Source organism: Pseudoflavitalea sp. G-6-1-2 (assembly GCF_012927185.1).
Classification (GTDB): Bacteria; Bacteroidota; Bacteroidia; order Chitinophagales; family Chitinophagaceae; genus Pseudobacter.
The window spans coordinates 1,510,847-1,531,098 of the sequence record NZ_JABBGB010000002.1 but is presented as its reverse complement, the minus strand read 5'-3'; the positions used below and the strand labels follow the sequence as shown (position 1 = coordinate 1,531,098).

Here is a 20,252-nt window from a genome sequence, read left to right as displayed (position 1 = left end):
TAAATTTATTGAAGGAGGCAGTATCTTGCAGTACCAACCAAACATTGCATGTATACAATTTCACTGATTACCGACGCCGATATTGCTGCTGTTACAACAGTGATCAACAGCGCATATGAAGGCAAACCCGGATCAAAAAGCTGGACCTCCGAAGGCCATCTCGTGGAAGGACAAAGAACCAGCGAATCGCTGCTCAGCGATCTCATCCAAAAGCCCGGTGTACGCATGTACAAATGCTGCGATGAGCAATCGACAGTACTCGGATGTGTATTGATAGAAGAGAAACCTGAAACCCTCTACCTGGGCATGCTCTCGGTATCCCCTGATGCGCAGGCCGGTGGAATCGGCAAATTGCTCCTGCAATTCGGCGAAAACTTAGCGAAAGAAAACAATTACTCCACACTCACCATTACCGTGATCGACGTTCGCGCAGAACTGATCGATTGGTATCGCCGCAAAGGCTTTGCTCCAACCGGTAACTGGGAACCTTTTTCCAATAAATCATCTTCTGCAAAAGGCGATTTCGGTTTCATGGAATTGCAGAAGCAATTGCAGTAAACAGTTTTTTTCTACCTTCGGCCCATGGCAAATCCACAGAACTCAGAAGTTGAAGTGACCTTCATCAATGAAGCCACAGGTGAAGTAATGGGCGCTACCAAGCTGCCGTTGGAGCAGCTTCCTGCAGCATTCGACAAACAGACCACGCTGACCATTTCAGGAAAGAAGTGGGAGATCGCGAAAGCAGATCCAATCTATGCGTCGGAGTTTTCACAGACCGGAAAACTTACGCTGCGAATGGTCAGCATCGATCATCTCGATCCCAACAAGATCCGTTTTTCACTTCCTACCATATCGAATGAATTGCCGGCACTGACAGATATTTCCCTGTTCGATGATTTTACATTGGAGCTGCGCGAAGACGATTGGAGGCAGGTTGAATTTCTGCCGGAAATATTGCTTCCGCTGATTCAGGTTGAATTGGTGTCGGTAGGAGCGGTGTTGTTCCCCGATGGGAAAGCCCCTGAACTTCCTGGTTACGGCGCCATCCATGTAAGAGAGATCAACCGCAGTAACCTCGCGCTTAACTTTGAGAAGTTCTGTGATGCAGCAGGCATCAAAGAACGCGGCGCTATTACCTTTGCCGGCAATACAGGGTATGTGCAGGATGGATTTGCTTTGCGTTCAGCTCAGTTCACTTTCTACGGAACTTTTACCAATGGCATCATCAGAGAATTATGCCTGCAAAATTTCGATGAAGCGAGCGAGGGGTTGCTGAAGCTCGCTGCAAAGAATGAATTGGTACTCATCGATTGGTGCAAGGCTAAACTTGTTTCTAAAATAAACTAGTTGATAAAAAATCAAAACGCCGGTCCACTCAGAATGGACCGGCGTTTTGTATTATGTGAAAGGTGAACTTAATCGAGTTCGCCGCTCTTCATCTTTCCTTTCGATTCGGTATTGGCATTTGCTACTTTTCCTTTCAGGTCAACCCTGATCACTGTTGCAATGGCATCCGGTGCAGTAGCAGGCAGGGAGATCACGAGATCCTTTGCTGTAGCCGTTTTCACTGATTTTCCTCCCAGTATTTTTGCACTCACTACTTTGTTGGTGAGTCCGGGGATGGTGAGTTTGCCATCTTTCGGCCACTCGAATACAGAGAAGTAAAGAGTAGTGTTTGCGCCGTTGTCTTTTCTGGTTACTCTTCCCCATTGCACAGGTGCGAGCGGGCTTGCTTTTGTAGCATGGATGGCTTCCTGATTGGTCTTCATCCACTTGCTGATCTGCTGGAGGCGGTCGATGGTTTCATGCGGAAGGCTTCCATCTTCTTTGGGTCCGATATTCAGCAGATAGTTGCCGCCTTTGGATGCAATGTCCACCAGGTTGCGGATGAGCGTTTCTGTAGATTTCCAGTTATTGTCCCAGCTTTTGTAGCCCCAGCTGCCGTTCATGGTCATGCAGGTTTCCCAGTCTTTGCCATCGAGTTCGGCGAGGCTTGGGATTTTCTGTTCGGGCGTTTTGGTGTCTCCGGGGAAGTTTGGGCGCTTCAGCCTGTCGTTGGTGATGATATTGGGCTGCGTTTTAAGTGCATCCTGCAACTTGATGGCAGCTTCATCAGTCATGGCAGTGGGTGTATCCCACCAGAGTACGGCGATGTCTCCGTAATTGCTCATCAGCTCTTTCACCTGTGGTACAGAAACATCATCGATATACTGATCGAATGTTTTTGTTTCCTGTATGGGATCCCAGTGTCCGCTATGATCTTTGGTATATGCATCGATCTTTGCGGAGTCGGGGTTGGGCCATCCCTCGCGCATTTCCTTTCTTCCTACAGAGCCGCCGGGATTGTTCCAGTCCTGCGCCTGCGAATAATAGAAGCCGAGTTTCACACCATATTTTTTACATGCTTCGGCAAGAGGCTTCAGCAGATCTTTTTTGTAAGCAGTGGCATCGGTGATATCCCATTGGCTGGCCTTGGAATCGAACAGTGCAAAGCCATCGTGGTGTTTGGCGGTGATCACTATGTATTTCATGCCTGCCTCTTTCGCCATCTTTACCCATGCATCGGGGTTGTACTGAGTGGGATTGAAAGATTTTGCACGTTCCTGATATTCTGCAACAGGTATCTTGCAACGGTTCATGATCCACTCCGCACCACCTCTTGCCTGATTGTGACCATGATAAACGCCGCCCCACTGCGAATAAACGCCCCAGTGAATGAACATGCCGAAACGGGCCTCACGCCACCATTTCATGCGTTTGTCTTTCGCAGCATCGGGCCTGGGCGCCTCCTGTGCTCCTGCCAGATTCGCTGCAAGCAGCGCTGCCAATACGATGGAATATTTTTTCGCGGACATAGCCAAAAGATTTTGATAATGAACCTGCAACTAAAGCATAAATATAGTGTCTTTGAAATGGGATATTGGCTTATCATTCAACGATCTTGACCCGGACGAATTCATTCATCACGGGTTAATGCCCGTTAATACATAAATGAAACTGTTCAGACCATATCTTTTCTTACTTTAAATGAAGAAAACCAACTAAACACATGCGAAACCTACTATCTATGCTCTTTTTGCTGGGGTTATACACTTCGGCTCAGGCACAGGGCAATGCCCTATGGCTGCGCTACCCGGCTATTTCCCCCGACGGTAAATCGATTGTATTCGGCTACAAAGGAGACATCTATCGTGTGGATGCAACCGGTGGTGTGGCTACTCCGCTCACCATTCACGAAGCGCACGACATGATGCCCATCTGGAGTAACGATGGAAAGCAGATCGCTTTTGCCAGCGACCGCTACGGCAACTTCGATGTTTTTGTAATGCCTGCAACCGGTGGAACACCCGTGAGACTTACGTCCAACAGCTCCGCGGATTATCCCTACGATTTTTCCAAAGACAATAAATTCGTGCTTTTCGGAAGCTCCAGAAATGCTCCCGCTACCAGCGTGCGTTTCGCTTCCAGAATGTTCCGCAATCTGTATCAGGTTCCTGTAACCGGCGGAAAGTCGATACTGGTGAGCGCTGCAGGCATGGATGCTGCCAAATACAACAGCGATGGATCGCAGATCATTTTTGAAGACAGGAAAGGATATGAAGATCCATTGAGGAAACATCATACCTCTTCCGTAACGCGCGATATATGGGTGTTCAATATCAAAGGAGGCACCTATAAAAAAGTATCTGACTATAATGGAGAAGACCATAATCCGCTTTTCGCAACGGACGATCAGGCTTACTGGCTCAGTGAGAAAGGTGGCGGCGCTCAGAATATTTTCAAAGTATCGCTCAGCGATCCTGCAAAATCGGAGCAGCTGACAAAGTTCAAAGATCATCCGGTGCGTCATTTGTCGAAGTCTGCTAACAACACGCTCTGCTTTACTTACAATGGTGAGATCTATACGCTGAACGAAGGTGGTCAGCCAAAGAAAATAGCCGTAAGCATTTTCAACGACGGACGCGAAGCGGTAGAAAAGAACGTTCGCATCAACGGCAACGTAACCGAATTCTCATTGAGTCCTAACGGAAAAGAAATTGCCTTTGTTACACATGGTGAAATCTTCGTAACCAGTGTGGAAGGATCACAAACAAAACGCATCACCAATACGCCACAGCAGGAACGAATGGTAGAATGGTCGCCCGATGGCAGAACCCTTATCTATGCTGCAGAGCGTAATGACAACTGGGATATCTACACCAGCACCCTCACGCGCAGTGAAGAGCCTTATTTCTATGCATCCACTGTACTGAAAGAAGAGCTGCTGCTCGGAACAGCGGCTGAAGAGTTCAATCCAAAATATTCTCCCGATGGAAAAGAAGTGGCTTACTGGGAGAACAGAAATATTCTGAAAGTATACAATCTTGCTTCCAAAAAATCACGCACACTCATTCCGCAGGGGCGCAACTACAGCTACGCCGATGGCGATATCGATTTTGCCTGGAGCCCCGACAGCAAGTACCTGCTCGCACCTGATGGTTATTTCGGATTCAGCGCCGGCAATGTTGTGATGATCAAATCCGACGGAACAGGTTCCATGTTCTATCCGGTGAAAAGCGGATTCGGAGAAGGCAATGCCAAATGGGCCATGAACGGAAAAGCCATCACATGGAACAACTATAAGGAAGGCCGCAAGTCGCTTGCATTCCAGGGTTCAAGGGAAGTGGATATCTACGCCATCTTCTTCGATCAGGAAGCATACGACAGATATCAGCTCAGTAAAGAAGATTTCGATCTGCTGAAAGAAAAGGAAGAGCGCATCACCAAAAACAAATCTGCCGGTGATTCGGCAGTGAAGAAAGCAGGAGAGAAGCGCGATTCGGCGCTCAAAACCTGGAGCCCCGATCTCAACGATCTCGAAAGCCGCATGCTGAAACTGAGCATCGCCAGCGCTACTATTTCCGATTATGCCATCACACCAGACGGCAGCAAAATATACACGCTTGCATATGTAGAAAAAGGATTCGATCTCTGGGTAACCGAGCCGCGTACCAAACAAACCAGGCTGCTGGCCAAACTGGGCAGTGGTGGAAGTGGCATGGAGATAAGCAAAGATGGGAAAGCTGTATTCCTCAACAATCGTGGCAGCCTGATAAAGGTGGATGAGACCGGAAAAATCTCGCCCATCAATATCAACACCGAAATGATTGTGAACAATGCCGCCGAGCGCGATTATATTTTCAATCACGCATGGCGTCAGGTGAAAGCGAAATTCTATGATCCCGCTATCCATGGCGTCAACTGGGCGCAGTACAAAAAAGACTATGCAGTTTTCCTTCCGCATATTTCCAACAACTACGATTTTCAGGAGTTGCTGAGTGAGATGCTGGGAGAGCTGAACGGCTCACATACCGGTGGAAGATACAGTCCACAGAATCCGAGTGGCGACAACACTGCCAGCATCGGTGTTCTCTGGGACGAAACCTTCACCGGCAATGGAGTGAAAGTAGGAGAGGTGATCAAAGGCGGGCCGCTGTACAAAGCATCGAGCAAAGTGCGCGCGGGTAACATCATCGAGAAGATCGACGGGGTAGCTATCACTCCACAAACAGACTGGGATCAGTTGCTGAACAGAAAAATGGATCAGGAGATATTGCTGAGTGTATTCGATCCTGCAAAAGGCACAAGATGGGATGAATCGGTAAAACCTATCAATGCAGGAGATGAAGCCAACCTGCTCTACAAACGCTGGGTAAAGAAAATGAGTGATATGGTAGACAGTCTCAGCGGTGGCAAACTCGGATACGTACACGTGCAGGGAATGAACGATGGCAGTTACAGAACTGTGATCGATGAAGTGATGGGCAAACACCGCAACAAGCAGGCGCTGGTGGTAGACACGCGCTTCAACGGTGGCGGCTGGTTGCACAACGATCTCAATACATTCCTGAGTGGAAAATCGTATTTCACATTTGCACCACAGGGCAACAGATTGCCGGTGACTGAACCGGTGGATCGCTGGTCTAAGCCCAGCATCGTGATCATGGGAGAAGGCAATTACAGTGATGCGCATCTTTTCCCTTATGCGTACAAGAACAATGGAATCGGCAAACTGGTGGGTATGCCGGTGCCCGGAACTGGAACTGCAGTGTGGTGGGAGACTCAGATCGATCCTACGATTGTGTTTGGTATTCCGCAGATTGGTGTGATCGGAAAAGAAAACCGTCCGGTTGAGAACCTTCAACTCGATCCGGATATTCTTGTGCCGCTTAATTACGAAGCGTTCCTTTCGGGTCGCGATCCGCAGCTGGAAGCAGCTGTGAAAGAATTGCTGAAGAAATAGAAATGTCTATGCATAATCAGGAAGGCGCTCCGATAATTTCGGAGCGCCTTTTTTATGGGCAGGTTGTACATTTGCCGCAAGCAAACAATATGGAAGATTATATAATTGTAGTGAACCGCGTGGAAGAGTTGCAGACCATCCGCGACCAGCAGGAGTTGGAACTGATTTTCGAGCGGGCCCGCCGCACCATCATCGGTGGCTGCGAAGTGGTGCTGGTGCGTGAAGACCGTTCGGGCAACCAGCAACCCTTTGACCGTTTCTCCAATGAACAGGATTTTGAAGAATACCGCAACCGGGTTTTCAGGTTCCTGTAAGATATATCCCGGTAAGCCCGGGATTTTTTATAACTGCCATCCATCCGATTTTCTTTCTGAAAAAAAATAAGTGCATGGGCATGGCCTTCTTTCCGGGGCGTCGATTTCACATCGCAACTGCTCTTGTTTGTAATTCAAAAAACGGCGTTCGTCCATAAAGGTGATTGGGTATCTGAAATGCCCGGCGCTGCATACTACTTCCCGCAATCGTGTTACTGCTGCAATGAACCCCTTATCTGTACTGTGTTTCAGAAGATATGTGATGAACGGCCGCAGGAAAAACGATGCTGATTCCGTCTCATATCTCCGGCAGAAGGTCAATTGATTGTTTTATCACAAAAACTTCCATGTATAAGTGCTTATACAAACCGTTGGAGTAAAAAAGAGAAGTGATTTACAATAATTGATTAACTCTGCACACGCATGAATAATGCGAACATGAAGTTGTTTTTCTGATTCCTAAACTTTTAATTGCAATGACAAGATCATCTAGTCTGAGACATTGGTTGTATACCGGAGTGCTGGTATCTGCCAGTACGGTTGCGATGGCTCAGCAACGCCCTGGAAAGAATGGCCAGCCGCCAGCGACTCCAGGCAACGCACCTGCTATGCCAGCCCCCGCGAAACCGGGCCCTAAACCCTACAGTGAAGTGGTAGGAAAAGCCAAAACACAAAAAGGACTTTTCCTGGTACACAAAGTAGACGACCGTTATTTATTCGAGATCCCCGATTCACTGTTCAACAGGGAGTTTCTGGTAATGACACACGTAGCCAGAGCTGGTGTTGATCTCAGAGGAAGCAATTCCATGAGCGGATATGCAGGTGACGAAGTGAATTCGAATGTGATCAGCTTCGAGAAAGGACCCAACAATAAAGTGTTCCTGCTCAAGAAATCGTTCTCTGAATTCTCCAGCGATTCTACCCGTGAAATGTTCATGGCTGTTACCCGTTCCAACATGCAGCCTATTGCAGCCAGCTTCGATGTGAAGTCAGCGGCATCCGACTCCAATGGCGTAGTGATCGATCTTACCGATTATATTTCCGGCGACAACGACATTCTGCATTTCGACAACAACGAGAAAGGCGGATGGAAACTCGGCGGATACCAGCCAGATAAAAGCTATATCAGCGAAATCAAATCTTTCCCGCTCAATACGAATATCAAAGCGGTAAAAACATATGCACGCGCAGCTGGCAACCCAATGATGGGACCAATGGGCGGCGGCCCTGGCGGCGGTACCGTTACTGTTGAGCTCACTACTTCTTTTGTAGTGCTGCCAAAGGTTCCGATGCAGGCACGTTACTTCGATCCACGCGTAGGTTACTTCGCTGAAGGATACACAGATTTCGATCAGAATCCACAAGGTGTTAAGAAAGTGGTGATGGCTAAGCGCTGGAGACTTGAGCCAAAACCTGCGGACATCGAGAAGTACAAAAAAGGTGAACTGGTTGAACCAGCTAAGCCGATTGTGATCTACATCGACCCTGCAACTCCTGCTAAATGGGTTCCATATCTCATTCAGGGTGTGAACGACTGGCAGAAAGCTTTCGAGCAGGCCGGTTTCAAAAACGCCATCGTTGCTAAAAAAGCGCCCACTCCACAGGAAGATCCTACCTGGAGCATGGACGATGCACGCAACTCCGTGATCGTTTACAAACCATCTTCCGTTCCTAATGCCAGCGGTCCAAGTACAGCTGACCCACGTTCCGGAGAGATCCTCGAAACACATATCAACTGGTACCATAACGTAATGGAACTGCTGCACGACTGGTACATGGTACAGGCATCAACTGTAGATCCACGTGCACGCAAAAACAAATTCGACGATGAACTGATGGGGCAACTGATCCGTTTCGTATCTTCTCACGAAGTAGGCCACACACTTGGTCTTCGCCATAACTTCGGCAGCAGCTCATCTGTTCCCGTAGAAAAAATGCGCGATAAGAAATGGGTAGAAGAAAACGGACATACTCCTTCTATCATGGACTATGCACGTTTCAACTATGTAGCGCAGCCGGAAGACAATATCTCCGAGAAAGGTATTTTCCCTCGCATCGGCGATTACGATACATGGGCAATCGAGTGGGGATACAAATGGTTCGACAACAAATCTGTTGATGAAGAAACAGCCATCCTCGCCAAACTCACTACCGAAAAAGCAAGCAACAAACGCCTCTGGTTCGGAACCGAATCAAACCCCGATGATCCACGTTCACAGAGCGAAGATCTCGGCGACAATGCCATGCTCGCAAGCACCTATGGTATAAAGAACCTTCAGCGTATTCTGCCTGAGTTGCCCAAATGGACTGCAACTCCGAACGAAGGATACAAAAGTCTTTCTACCATGTACGGTCAGATCACCGGCCAGTTCAGCCGTTATATCGGACACGTTTCTAAGAATATCGGCGGCATCATGGAGACACCTAAAACTGTAGAGCAGGCAGGTGTTGTATATGAGCGCGTATCGAAAGAGCGTCAGAAAGAAGCAATGGAATGGCTGAAGAAAAATGTATTCACTACTCCAACATGGCTGTTCAACAAAGAGATCGCTGAAAAAACAGGTGTAGATCAGATCACCCTGGTTGGCAGACTGCAGGATATGGCGCTGGAGCGTTGCCTCAGCAGCCGTACTTACGACAAACTCATTGCCGGCGAAGCCGAATCAGGAGCTGCTGCTTACACAGCATCGGATCTCACAACAGATCTCCGCAATGCAGTATTCACCGAGTTGAAAACACAGAAGCCGATCGATATCTATCGTCGTAATCTGCAGAAGAACTATGTGAGCAGAATCGGAAAGATCCTGAATCCTCCTGCTGCTGCACCTTCAGCTCAGGGAAATCAGATGGGTGCTATGTTCGGACCTCCTCCTGCAGTGAGCGACAGAAGCGATGCATTCTCTATACTCAAGTCTAACATGAAGCAACTGCGTTCCGAGATCAAAGCCGCGCTGCCTGCAACTGCAGACAAAGCAAGCCGTGCTCACCTCGAAGACCTGGTTGAAAGAATCAACAAAATGCTCGATCCTAAATAAGGAGCAATATAATCAGCCGCCGATACCATGTATCGGTGCATAAAGGACAGGCCTGCATTTGCGGGCCTGTTCTTTTTAATGCCTGTTTAACTTCTTCATTAAATCGTTCATCACACAAACGATTGCGCAATGAAAAATATCTACCAAACGATATTCCTCAGCTACGAAATCAGCCTTTCCCCTCAAAACTTTTATCTTTACTGATAAATAATGCAGAATTGATCCTGCGACCCCTACATAACGAAGTGATCTTGCTGCGGCAACTTTCAGAGAACCACGAACCGGCATTCAGGCAACTCTACGAAGGTTATGCTCCCGGCGTTTATGCTGTGGCGCTGCAACACCTCAAGCTGCCTCATCTGGCTGAAGATATCGTGCAATCTGTGTTTCTCAAGCTGTGGGAGAATCGCTCAGAAGTCTTATCCATTCAACATTTCGCTTCCTGGTTTTATACTATCACCCGCAATTCCATTATCAGCGCACTCCGCAAGCAGGGGAGTATCGATACGTATCGCAACTACCTCAAAGAGCGGATGGAGATCTCTCACGACAGTCCTGAACTGCAATTGCTCAAAAAAGAACAGGTTACGCTGATCAGGGAAGCTGTGGCGCAACTTAGTCCTCAGCAACGTACTGCTTTTCAGTTGCAGCGCGAAGAAGGGCTCAGTTACGAAGCCATCGGCAAGCAGATGGGGATTGCCACCAATACGGTGAAAGTGCATTTGTACAAAGCCATGGAATCTATCCGTAATTATGTGATGCAGCACAGTAAAGACAGCATTGCGGTTGCCTGTCTGCTTCCCTTTTTGCTGATGGATAAAAATATTTTCTAAAAAAATGTTAAACGCGCTAATACTTTCTTTGAAGTGGCGCGACTATCAATAGGTATGTCATCAACGCCTGCATCATATGACCAGCTGATCCATCAGTTTGTCACGGATCATCTGTTACCCGAACAAGTGGACCAGTTCTTTCTTTTTCTGGAGCAGGAAGATTTTCGTGCACATTATGGAGAGCATATCGATACAGAGTTGCTGAAAACTGCTTTTCATGGTTGGGCAAACAGTCAGCAGGGAGATGAATTGTATCAGCGGATATTGAGACAAGGCGGCATTGGCAATCAAAGTATTTCATTGACCCGAAAACCATTCTACAATAAGGCGTGGTTCCGCTATGCCGCAGCAGTACTGGTTTTGGTGACGGCGGGTATGCTTTATCTGATGAACAGATCGCAGCCGGCATCAGTTCCTTCGAATGAGATTGCTGAACAAAAGGAACTGCCTGCAAAACCGATTCTGCCAGCAGGCAACAAAGCAGTGCTTACGCTTTCCAATGGTCAGCAGGTAAGTTTGGAGAATAATGCAGCAGGTACCATCAACGATGGTTCCCTGGCTATTCAGCAGGTAGACGGGCAGCTGATCTACGGCAAGAACAGCGTGGCAGCCGATGTAACAAATACCATCACTACGCCTAATGGAGGACAGTACCAGTTGCTGCTATCCGATGGCACCAAAGTATGGCTGAATGCCGGCAGCAGCATTACCTATCCCGCTGCATTTACCGGCAGCACCAGAACAGTGAGCATCAAAGGAGAAGTTTATTTTGAAGTAAGTACCGATAAGAACAGGCCCTTCATTGTGAACACTGTGAAAGACCAGATCACTGTACTCGGAACGGCTTTCAATGTAAATAGTTATTCCGATGAACCTGCCACCAAAACCACACTGGTGGAGGGTTCTGTGAAGGTGAACGAGCAGCTGCTCAAACCCGGACAGGCGAGTGTAGATGGAAAAATCATTGCTGCAAACGTGCAGCAGGATATCGCCTGGAAGGCAGGATATTTCGACTTTACAGGTCTGCCATTCGACCAGGCCCTGCGTCAGCTGGCCAGATGGTACGACTTACAAATAGTGTATCAAAATGAAGCTCCCCGCGATCTTTTGAAGGGGAAGATGGAACGCAATATGACCTTAACCGATGCAATTGCCGGCCTGAACGGTATGCTTGCCAATGTAAAAGTCAGGCTGGAAAACAGGACCATCCTTGTGAAGTCCATACTCAGGTAAAACCTCATCTTACAAATTCGATCAGTATAGCCGCGTCTGTGCTGAAACAAAAACCGGGAATGCTGCAACATCCCCGGCGAACGTTTCGGGATAGCGTTGAAAAACCTTTGTCTGTAGTTTATTCATCAACCCAAAACTGTTACAAAAGTATGTTATTGACTGCTTATTGTAACCGGCGGTCTTCTGCTATGCTGAAAAACCGGCAGAAGTCTCACTGGTTCATCATTAAAACTTTGCGAGTTATGAAACTAACCGCATTGCTGCTACTGTTGTTCTGTTTGTCTCTCAGTGCCGAAACCTCTTCCCAGACCGTTACATTTTCAGGAAAGAATGTGCCGCTGGATAAGGTATTGTCTGTAATCGAAAAACAGACCGGCTATGTGGTGATCGGAAGTGCTTCCGGCATCAGCAATGCTGAGCGCATTACACTCGATGTGAAGAACATGGAGCTTCAATCTTTTCTGAATCTCGTATTCGGACGCAGTTTCGATTTTGAGATCAGAAGCAAAACTATTTTCGTCAAAGAGAAGCCTGCAGCAAGAGCCAGGCTGTTTGATGCAGAGAATCTTTTTGTAGCCAAAGAGATTGGTGGTTTTGTGCAGGATGGCGCCCGTAAACCTTTGGCCGGAGCTACCGTAAAAGTAAAAGGCAAATCCATTACTGCCATAACCTCCGACAGGGGGGCTTTCAATATCAGGGCCGAGATTGGCGATGTACTCGAAGTAAGCTTTGTGGGATATGCTGCTGTGGAGGTAAAAATCACTACCGTATTCATGGTGATAACACTGCTTCCCGAAGTAACGGTAATGGAAGAAGCCACCATCGTGGTAAATACCGGTTATCAGAAGATCTCCAAAGAACGCGCTACCGGTGCTTACGATGTGGTGAATAAAGACATGCTCACTAAACGTCCCTTCTCCGATCTCTCTTCAACCCTGATGGGAATGGTGCCGGGAATGCAGGGCAAAGAAAAATCCGATGGTACATTCAACTTCCTCATACGCGGCACCAGTTCTATGTACGCCAATGCCCGGCCATTGATGGTAGTGGATGGATTTCCCATCACAGATACTGCCTTCAATTCTATCAATCCCAATGACGTTGAATCTGTTACCGTTCTGAAAGATGCGGCTGCAGCTTCTATCTGGGGTGCCAAATCTGCCAATGGGGTGATAGTGATCACCACAAAACAGGGCAGGGCCTCACAGGGATTGAAAATGGAAATGAATGTATTTACACGCATCGGCAATAAAATCGATCTCGATCAGGTTACGAGAACTGCATCCACTGCTGATTTCCTTCGTTTCGAGGAACTCGCATGGAAAAACAACTGGTATCTCTCCAAATTCGCCGGATCATTCAATCAGCTGAAAACATCTCTCACCCTGGCACAGGAATATCTCTATGCACAGGAAACCGGAAAGATCAGTCTGGATGCGATGAACCGCGGACTCGACAGTCTAAGAGGAATCAACAACAGAGGTCAGATCGAAAACCTGCTGCTGCAACGCCCTGTACTTACTCAATACAGCCTCAATCTTTCGGGAGGAAACGAAAAAACACGTAGCTACGGATCATTGATGTACGAAAAGAACAAAGATGGTTTTGTAGGCAATCAATACAACCGTTACATGCTCAACTTCAATAATCAGTACAGACCCAATAAAGTGCTGAGCTTTTTTGTTGGAGCTACCATGAGTTATACCGATCAGAAAGCAAGCGGCGCTACGATCGATGAGATCGAGCAGCTTTCTCCATATGAAACCCTGCTGAATTCAGATGGAAGCTACAGTGTGAATCTCAGAGGATTGAACCGCGAACTGGCAGCCACATTGCCCAAGACCGGCATGCCTTATAACGACTGGAGCTACAATCTGCTCCGCGAAGTGCGTGGCCGCAAATTCTCCAGTCAGGACCTGAATGCAAGACTGCAGGCAGGCCTTACACTCAACCTTATGCGTGGTCTCAGCTTCGATTCCAAATTCCAGTATGAAAAAAGAAATACAGATTACAGCAAATATTACAGCGAAGAAACCTACTTCGTAAGAGACATGGTGAATTACTATGTTGAATATAATCAGGCAACCAAAGCCGTTACCAAACAGCTGTTTCCCAAAGGAGGCATTGAAACACCTTATCAGTTTGGCAACAACTGGTACAGCAATACAAAGCTGGATGCATATGTGTTCAGAAATCAGCTGAACTTCGACAGAAATATCGGCAAACGCCATCAGATAGTGGCCATCGCTGGTACGGAAGTAACGCAGAGTAAACAGGAATCACGAGGCAACCCATGGCAGTTCGGATATTTTCCTGACAAAAATCTCAGCTCTGTGCCCCCATTCGGATTTGGCAGTGCAGGCAACACATTCAAGAATATCGTGGGGTCTTCAGGTGTTACACTTCAGGGAGGCAATACCCTGCTGTATTACAGGCTTGAAAGATATCTGTCGTTTTACGGCAATGCATCTTACACTTTCGATCGCAAGTATACCATTTCAGGAAGTGTGAGAGGCGATGGATCGAACTACATCACAGAAGATGCCAGTCGCCGCTGGAGTCCCTTCTGGTCGGTTGGTGCAAGTTGGCAGGCAAGCCGCGAGAAATTCCTCGATAAAGTTTCTTTTGTGGATGCACTTACTATGCGCGCCACCTATGGCCGGAATGGTAATGCCATCACTACCATTTCAACCGAACCCTTGCTGAATATGAGTTCTGGCATCAGTGCCACCACTGGCACCATTACTGCTTCGATACTCGATTATGGCAACCCAACACTGAGGTGGGAAGTAACTACCACTACCAATATCGGAATTGACTTTGCACTTTTCAAAGGCAAAATTACCGGTAAGATCGATTACTACAATAAGAAAGGATCCGATCTGGTTGGTTTGGTTACCCTGCCTACAGCTACAGGTACATCGAGCCAGCGTTTCAATAATGCGAAGATGGAGAACAATGGTATTGAGCTTTCACTTGGAACAAGGTTGACCATCCCCGGCACTAAGTTCGAGTACAATACCCTTGCTACCTATGCGTACAACAAAAACAAGATCACCGATCTGTATTTTCCATCCGTATTTGGTTTCAACATGCTCGAAGGAAATGCATTTGTACAGGGGCGTCCCATTGCACCGGTATATTCCTACACCTATCTCGGCATGAAAGATGGTGAACCATATGTGGCAGGAGTGAAAGGTGTACCTAATCGTTTTGATGATCTGGCATTGCATAACAGAGGGCTTGGTCTGCAGTACCTGAATTATGAAGGAACCAGCATTCCGCCACACACGCTTACATGGCTGAACAATTTCAGGTACGGCAATTTCGGCCTTACTGTACTGTTCACCGGAACAATGGGCGGTGTGTATCGAAATCCTATATTCAACTATGGTACAACGGTAGGAAGCGGCAAAACATTTGTTGACCGTTTTGTTTCAGATGTTTTTGCTGGGAACCCCGACATTCCTTCATTCCCTGTTGCCAATGACGCCGGCTCTTATCGCTGGAACCGCTATGCGCCCAATCTGGAAGGGTTGATCGAAAGTTCTTCTTACATCGAATGGAAAGAACTGATGATCGATTACTCACTGCCAGCGCGTGTGATCAGAAAAGCAGGCATCAATGGATTGAGAGTATATGCACAGGCCCGAAATCTCGGCCTCGTATACAAAGCCAACAGCAAAGGATATCATCCTGAATGGCTGCCAGGTACAAACAGACCGCTACGTACAATCACATTGGGTTGCAACCTTCAATTCTAAAAAAGGAGATCATGAAAAAATTATCCATCATAGTAGCAGCTACAGCATTGCTTTCCGCAGGAGGCTGCAAAAAATATCTGGAAGAAGAACCGAGCAGGGTTGCTTCCATCAAAAGTGTAGATCAGCTGGAGGCATTGCTCAACAATGCAGGCAGGTTCGTAACAGAAAATAATTATACTTCCACCTGGTCAACCGATGATGCTGAAATCCCGGCTTCTGCTTATAAGGCAAGTTCAGGTCAGTTCACTCCGGAAACTATCTACAGTTATCTTTTCACTACCGATCAGATGCAGAACAATATGGCATCCGATCCGCTGTGGAGCGGTGAGTTTTCAAAGATCTTCAATGTGAATCTCACGCTGTCGTATATCGATAAAGTGTCTGGTTCAGAAGAAGCAAAGCAAAGATTGAAGGCTGATGCGCATTTCATCCGTGCTTATTCCAACTGGGTTCTGGCAAACTATTATTGCCTTCCATACACAGCTGCCAATGAAGGTTCCAAAGGATTGCCGCTGAAGAAAACCATCGGATACACCGAGTCTCTGAAACGCGCTACACTGAAAGAAACCTATGATTTCATTCTGGCCGACATTGCCGAAGCGCAGAAGACCAATGTGGACGATGTAGATCCCAAAGCACCCTGGCGTGCAAGCAAAAAAGCCATTGCTGCATTTCTCAGCAGGTATTATCTTTTCCTTGGCAATTACGACAAGGCAATTGAGCAAGCTGATCTGGCGCTGTCTACCTCCACAGTGAAACTGAAAGATTTCAAAACACTGGCAGCAGGTACGCCGGTGAATTATAAGAATCCCGATGTGCTCATCAATTTCTCAGAACTGAACGACTGGACTGCCGCCAAATACTATTACTGGCCCGAGTTCTTCTATCTCCGGTTTGCATATACGCCGGGATGGTGGTATCTGCCAAGCGCTTCGCTGGTATCGCTCTACGATCAGTCGAACGACCTTCGGTTCAAGTGGCTCATGTTTCCGCAGGGAGGAAGATATTTCTCTCCCGGAACAGCTAACCTGTACCGTTATGGGATGTTTCAGGACATGAGTTATCTGCCATCTGCTCCCACGATTGCAGAAGTACTGCTGAATAAAGCAGAAGCACTCGCAAGAAAAAACGATGCTGCCGGAGCCATGAGTGCAGTAAATCTGCTGCGCGATAAACGAATGAACACTGTCAGCCCTCTTGCTGCTTCCACCAAAGAAGAAGCCATTCAGAAAGTGCTGGAAGAGCGCAGAAGAGAAATGCCTTTCGTTATGCGATGGTACGATATCCGCCGTTTCAGTGTAAATGATTACCCTGCAGACGATGTGGTTATAACGAGAAACTTCTTCCAGATCAACGGATCTGTAGTTAATACGGAAGTGCCACAAACCTATACTTTGCCTGTCGGCAGCAAACGCTATGCTGTTCCCATCAACGGAGTTGAGCTCGATGCTGCAAGAGGACAATTGGAACAAAACGATTACTGATAAATTTCACGCACATGAAAAATAAAATGCTTATCCGCACTATCGCCGGTCTGCTTACCATTCCTGTAATGATGAGTGGCTATGCACAGGAGAAAAAAAATCCTGCACCGGTAGATCCCAAACTGATCGCGAACATAAAAAAGCAGGTGGAGAAATATCCCGACAGCCTGCCTTTGCACACTGAATACATCAAGGCATTCGAGCTGAATAGTCCGGTACTGAAAGCACAGTACGATAAATGGATGAAGCAGTTCCCGACATCATGGAAAGTGCCTTACGCTATTGGTGCTGCTTACTACAATAAAGAATATCCTGAAGCATCACCCTATCTTAAAAAGGTGGCGGAAATGAATCCGAAGAAAGCAGAAGTGTGGCAGATGCTTTCTATCGATGCAGAGCGCTGGGGTAACGAAAAGCAGGCGCATGAATACATGGCTAATGCAAAGAATGCTGCTCCCGATGATCCATCCTACGCATTTTATTATGCGATGGATTACGAACATACCGATCCGAAGCTCTGGAGGGAAGCACTCTATGAACTGGCCAACCGTTTCCCCGATAACGAGCGTGGCGCTCAGGGATTGTACTGGCTTGCCACAAGAACAACCGATCAGCAGGAGAAGCGCACTGTTTATGAAAAACTGCTGCAATTGTATTCTCCGCTGAAATTCAACTGGTCTGCCAGCGGCGCTTCGGGCCTCTACGATTTCTATCTCAGCAGCAATGAGCCTGCGAAAGCACTGGAACTCGCTACCAGACTGAATGCGAAAGAAGAATGGAAGAGCAAAGCAACGCTCGCCCAAACTTTGCTGCAGGCAAAACAACTGAAAGAAGAAGGGAAGAATTATGAAGCGCTGTTGCTGGTAAAAGATGTGAAAGCGCCACGATATTCCGGTGCTTCGGAATTCATTGCATTGATCAAAGCCGAGCTGGCGGATGCTTCCGGTGGAACAAGAGCTGCCTACGACAGTCTGCTGGTGATGCAGGCAAAAACACCGGGTGATCAACTGCAGCAGGCGATCAACAAATATGCAACGAAGCTTTCACTCAGCGCAGCACAGGTAAATGCTGATATCGATAACCTGAGAAAGAAAAGCACGTATGCGGCTCCTGCATTCAGTCTCGATATGTACACCGAAAAACGCAAAGCATCGCTTGCCGATTACAAAGGCAAAGTAGTGTTGCTCACATTCTGGTTCCCTGGCTGTGGCCCATGCCGCGGTGAGTTCCCGCACTTTCAGGAAGTGGTGAATAAATACGATAATAAACAACTGGCCTATCTCGGCATCAACGTATTTCCTGAGCAGGATGGTTATGTAGTTCCCTTCATGCGTGGAACCGGTTATACATTCACACCGCTTCGATCTACAGCGGAATGGGCATGGGATGTATACAAAGTGCGTGGCCAGCCTACCAATTTCCTCATCGATCAGGAAGGCAATATTGTGTATTCCAATTTCATGATCAACAGCAATAATCAACGCATGCTTGAACTGATGATTGAATCATTGCTGAAAAAATCATAAACTGTTTCCTTACCATTTTTAATGCACCTAAGTAGGGTTGTTTTAGAAAGATCCCCGGTCTGTTGGCCGGGGATTCTTTTTATGTATACTGGCTGTTGAAAGGCTGGGAATAGCCTGAAAATGGCTGATTACTGCCTGTGTAATGGCTGCGGAAGTGCTGACCTCCCGTTTAAAACCGCCTGAAAAGCGCTGAAAAAGCGCTGTGAAAGCGCTGTCGCATGTATGTTTTACACTATCTGAAAATAAATAGCCACGGGCCTTCACCCTTTTTCCCAAAAACAGGCTTTTATCTGTAGCAGGTTCTCCATTCACCAAAAAAACTGAATTATGAAATCAGTGCTCCGCTATGTTATGCTGATGGGCCTTGGCCTATTGCAGCAGTCCGCTCACGCTGCTCCTTCCGATCCACAGACTGTAATCAAAGCCAGAAACCCTAAGGGGGCGATGGGCATGCAGGATGTTATGTTCATGAAAAGTGCCGGTGCATCCCAGTTGATCAAACTTCAAAAAGTGGGTTCGGCGATGGATTTCTGGACGGAAAACCTTCCCGCCATTTCACAGATTGCCTACGTAAACGATCTGCCACTGCTCATCAATGCCGGAGATAAGATAGACCTGGATCTCAAAAGGATACCATTCAAAGATGGTGTACTCGATCACTATGTAATCCCCGATCTGAGTAAAGTTGCTTCCCGTGTGAGCCTGCCTTATCGCATCGACAGCATTCTCAATATCAGCAGAAAAAAGTTTTCTACCATGTCGTTTGCTGCATTCAGCAACTGGTATGCAGATCGTGTGAAGCAGGTGAATCAGTTGATTAAGAAAACTGCTGCACTCAATGAATCAAATACAGCACTGCTGAATGCATTTATGCAGATGCGCAAACTCAATCTGCGTGTGGCTTATCTCGATTCGAGCAAAGCCACCGATCTTCCCGCCGATACAAAACAATGGCTGCTCGAAGGTCAGGATCTGCAAAACGAAAACCTTGCCCTCATCAGCAGTGAAATGCTGTTGAGCAATTATGTACATCAGTTGCTGCAGGTAAAAGGAAAAGATGAAGCCAACTGGTCATATGCAGATCAGTGTAAGTGGATGCTGCAAAATGCAAAAGCAGACCGCCTGAAATTCCTGTTCGTATCACATAGAGTGCTGTCTGAGTTCCGCTTCAAAGGCATCACTCCTGAATTTGCAGCACTGTATCCGCTGATCAGGTCTTCCTTTTCCGATAAAGCAGCTATAGAACATATGGCACAGCTGTATGGCGACTGGCAGAAAGTGCTTCCCGGTAAACCCGCGAAAAACTTTGCATTGAAGGATGATAAAGGCAATACACATCAACTCACTGATTACAGAGGAAAACTGGTAGTAGTGGATCTCTGGGCTACCTGGTGCGGCGGATGTGTGAAGGCACTTCCTTATTTTCTGCAACTGGCCGATAAGTACAAAGACAGCACAGGCATTGTTTTCCTCAACATATCCTTCGATAATCCCGACTCTCCTGAATGGATGGATTTTCTGAAGAATAAGAAAATGGAAAGTTATACCAACCTGAATCTTCCTTTCAAAAATGAACATGAGCAAGCCATCATGTTCAGGAGCGCCGATTATCAACTTATTGGCGTTCCCCGTTACATGCTCATCGATAAGCAGGGGAATTTTCATACACCTTATGCACCAAGCCCTTCAGAACCTGTGTTCGAAAAGCTGGTGAATGAATTCTATCAATCGGGCAAGTAGTTTTCTCATCGTCATATTTCCTTTGCCCTGTCTGCATTTC

General features: G+C 47.2%; 12 protein-coding genes. 11 read left to right on the top strand and 1 reads right to left on the bottom strand.

Translation table 11 applies throughout. The features are described from left to right. Positions 1-48 precede the first annotated feature (48 nt). Both HHL16_RS15765 and HHL16_RS15760 read left to right on the top strand, forming a co-directional pair. Positions 49-558: a GNAT family N-acetyltransferase gene (locus HHL16_RS15765; protein WP_169426140.1), complete on the top strand. Its 510-nt coding sequence runs from the start codon at positions 49-51 to the stop codon at positions 556-558. Between the two features lie 24 nt (positions 559-582). Next, entirely contained in the window at positions 583-1,347 is a 765-nt protein-coding gene (locus HHL16_RS15760) for a hypothetical protein (RefSeq protein WP_169426139.1), read from the top strand. A gap of 68 nt (positions 1,348-1,415) precedes the next feature. Here HHL16_RS15760 and HHL16_RS15755 read toward each other — a convergent pair whose 3' ends face one another. Then, a complete protein-coding gene (locus HHL16_RS15755) occupies positions 1,416-2,855 on the bottom strand; it encodes an alpha-L-fucosidase (protein ID WP_169426138.1) in 1,440 nt (479 codons plus the stop codon). 194 nt (positions 2,856-3,049) lie between these two features. On the opposite strand from HHL16_RS15755, the gene HHL16_RS15750 reads away from it, so the two are divergent. The 9 genes from HHL16_RS15750 (at position 3,050) to HHL16_RS15710 (ending at position 20,212) form a co-directional block, all read left to right on the top strand. Then, positions 3,050-6,283 carry a S41 family peptidase gene (locus HHL16_RS15750; protein ID WP_169426137.1) on the top strand — a complete coding sequence of 1,078 codons (3,234 nt, stop codon included), beginning with the start codon at positions 3,050-3,052 and terminating at the stop codon, positions 6,281-6,283. A gap of 89 nt (positions 6,284-6,372) precedes the next feature. Next, positions 6,373-6,597, top strand: coding sequence for a hypothetical protein (locus HHL16_RS15745; protein ID WP_169426136.1), 225 nt, complete (start codon positions 6,373-6,375; stop codon positions 6,595-6,597). Between the two features lie 476 nt (positions 6,598-7,073). Then, a complete protein-coding gene (locus tag HHL16_RS15740; protein ID WP_169426135.1) occupies positions 7,074-9,632 on the top strand; it encodes a zinc-dependent metalloprotease in 2,559 nt (852 codons plus the stop codon). A gap of 251 nt (positions 9,633-9,883) precedes the next feature. After that, positions 9,884-10,465, top strand: coding sequence for an RNA polymerase sigma-70 factor (locus HHL16_RS15735; RefSeq protein WP_169426134.1), 582 nt, complete (start codon positions 9,884-9,886; stop codon positions 10,463-10,465). Between the two features lie 54 nt (positions 10,466-10,519). Next, the gene (locus HHL16_RS15730) at positions 10,520-11,698 is read left to right on the top strand and encodes a FecR domain-containing protein (protein ID WP_169426133.1); all 1,179 of its coding nucleotides are present in this window, start codon (positions 10,520-10,522) and stop codon (positions 11,696-11,698) included. Positions 11,699-11,940: 242 nt separating this feature from the next. Beyond that, positions 11,941-15,462, top strand: coding sequence for a SusC/RagA family TonB-linked outer membrane protein (locus tag HHL16_RS15725; RefSeq protein WP_169426132.1), 3,522 nt, complete (start codon positions 11,941-11,943; stop codon positions 15,460-15,462). An 11-nt stretch (positions 15,463-15,473) separates the two neighbouring features. Then, positions 15,474-16,946: a RagB/SusD family nutrient uptake outer membrane protein gene (locus HHL16_RS15720; protein ID WP_169426131.1), complete on the top strand. Its 1,473-nt coding sequence runs from the start codon at positions 15,474-15,476 to the stop codon at positions 16,944-16,946. 14 nt (positions 16,947-16,960) lie between these two features. After that, positions 16,961-18,472, top strand: a complete 1,512-nt coding sequence (locus HHL16_RS15715) for a TlpA disulfide reductase family protein (RefSeq protein WP_169426130.1) — start codon at positions 16,961-16,963, stop codon at positions 18,470-18,472. Between the two features lie 327 nt (positions 18,473-18,799). Continuing rightward, entirely contained in the window at positions 18,800-20,212 is a 1,413-nt protein-coding gene (locus HHL16_RS15710; protein WP_169426129.1) for a TlpA disulfide reductase family protein, read from the top strand. The last annotated feature ends 40 nt before the right edge of the window (positions 20,213-20,252 follow it).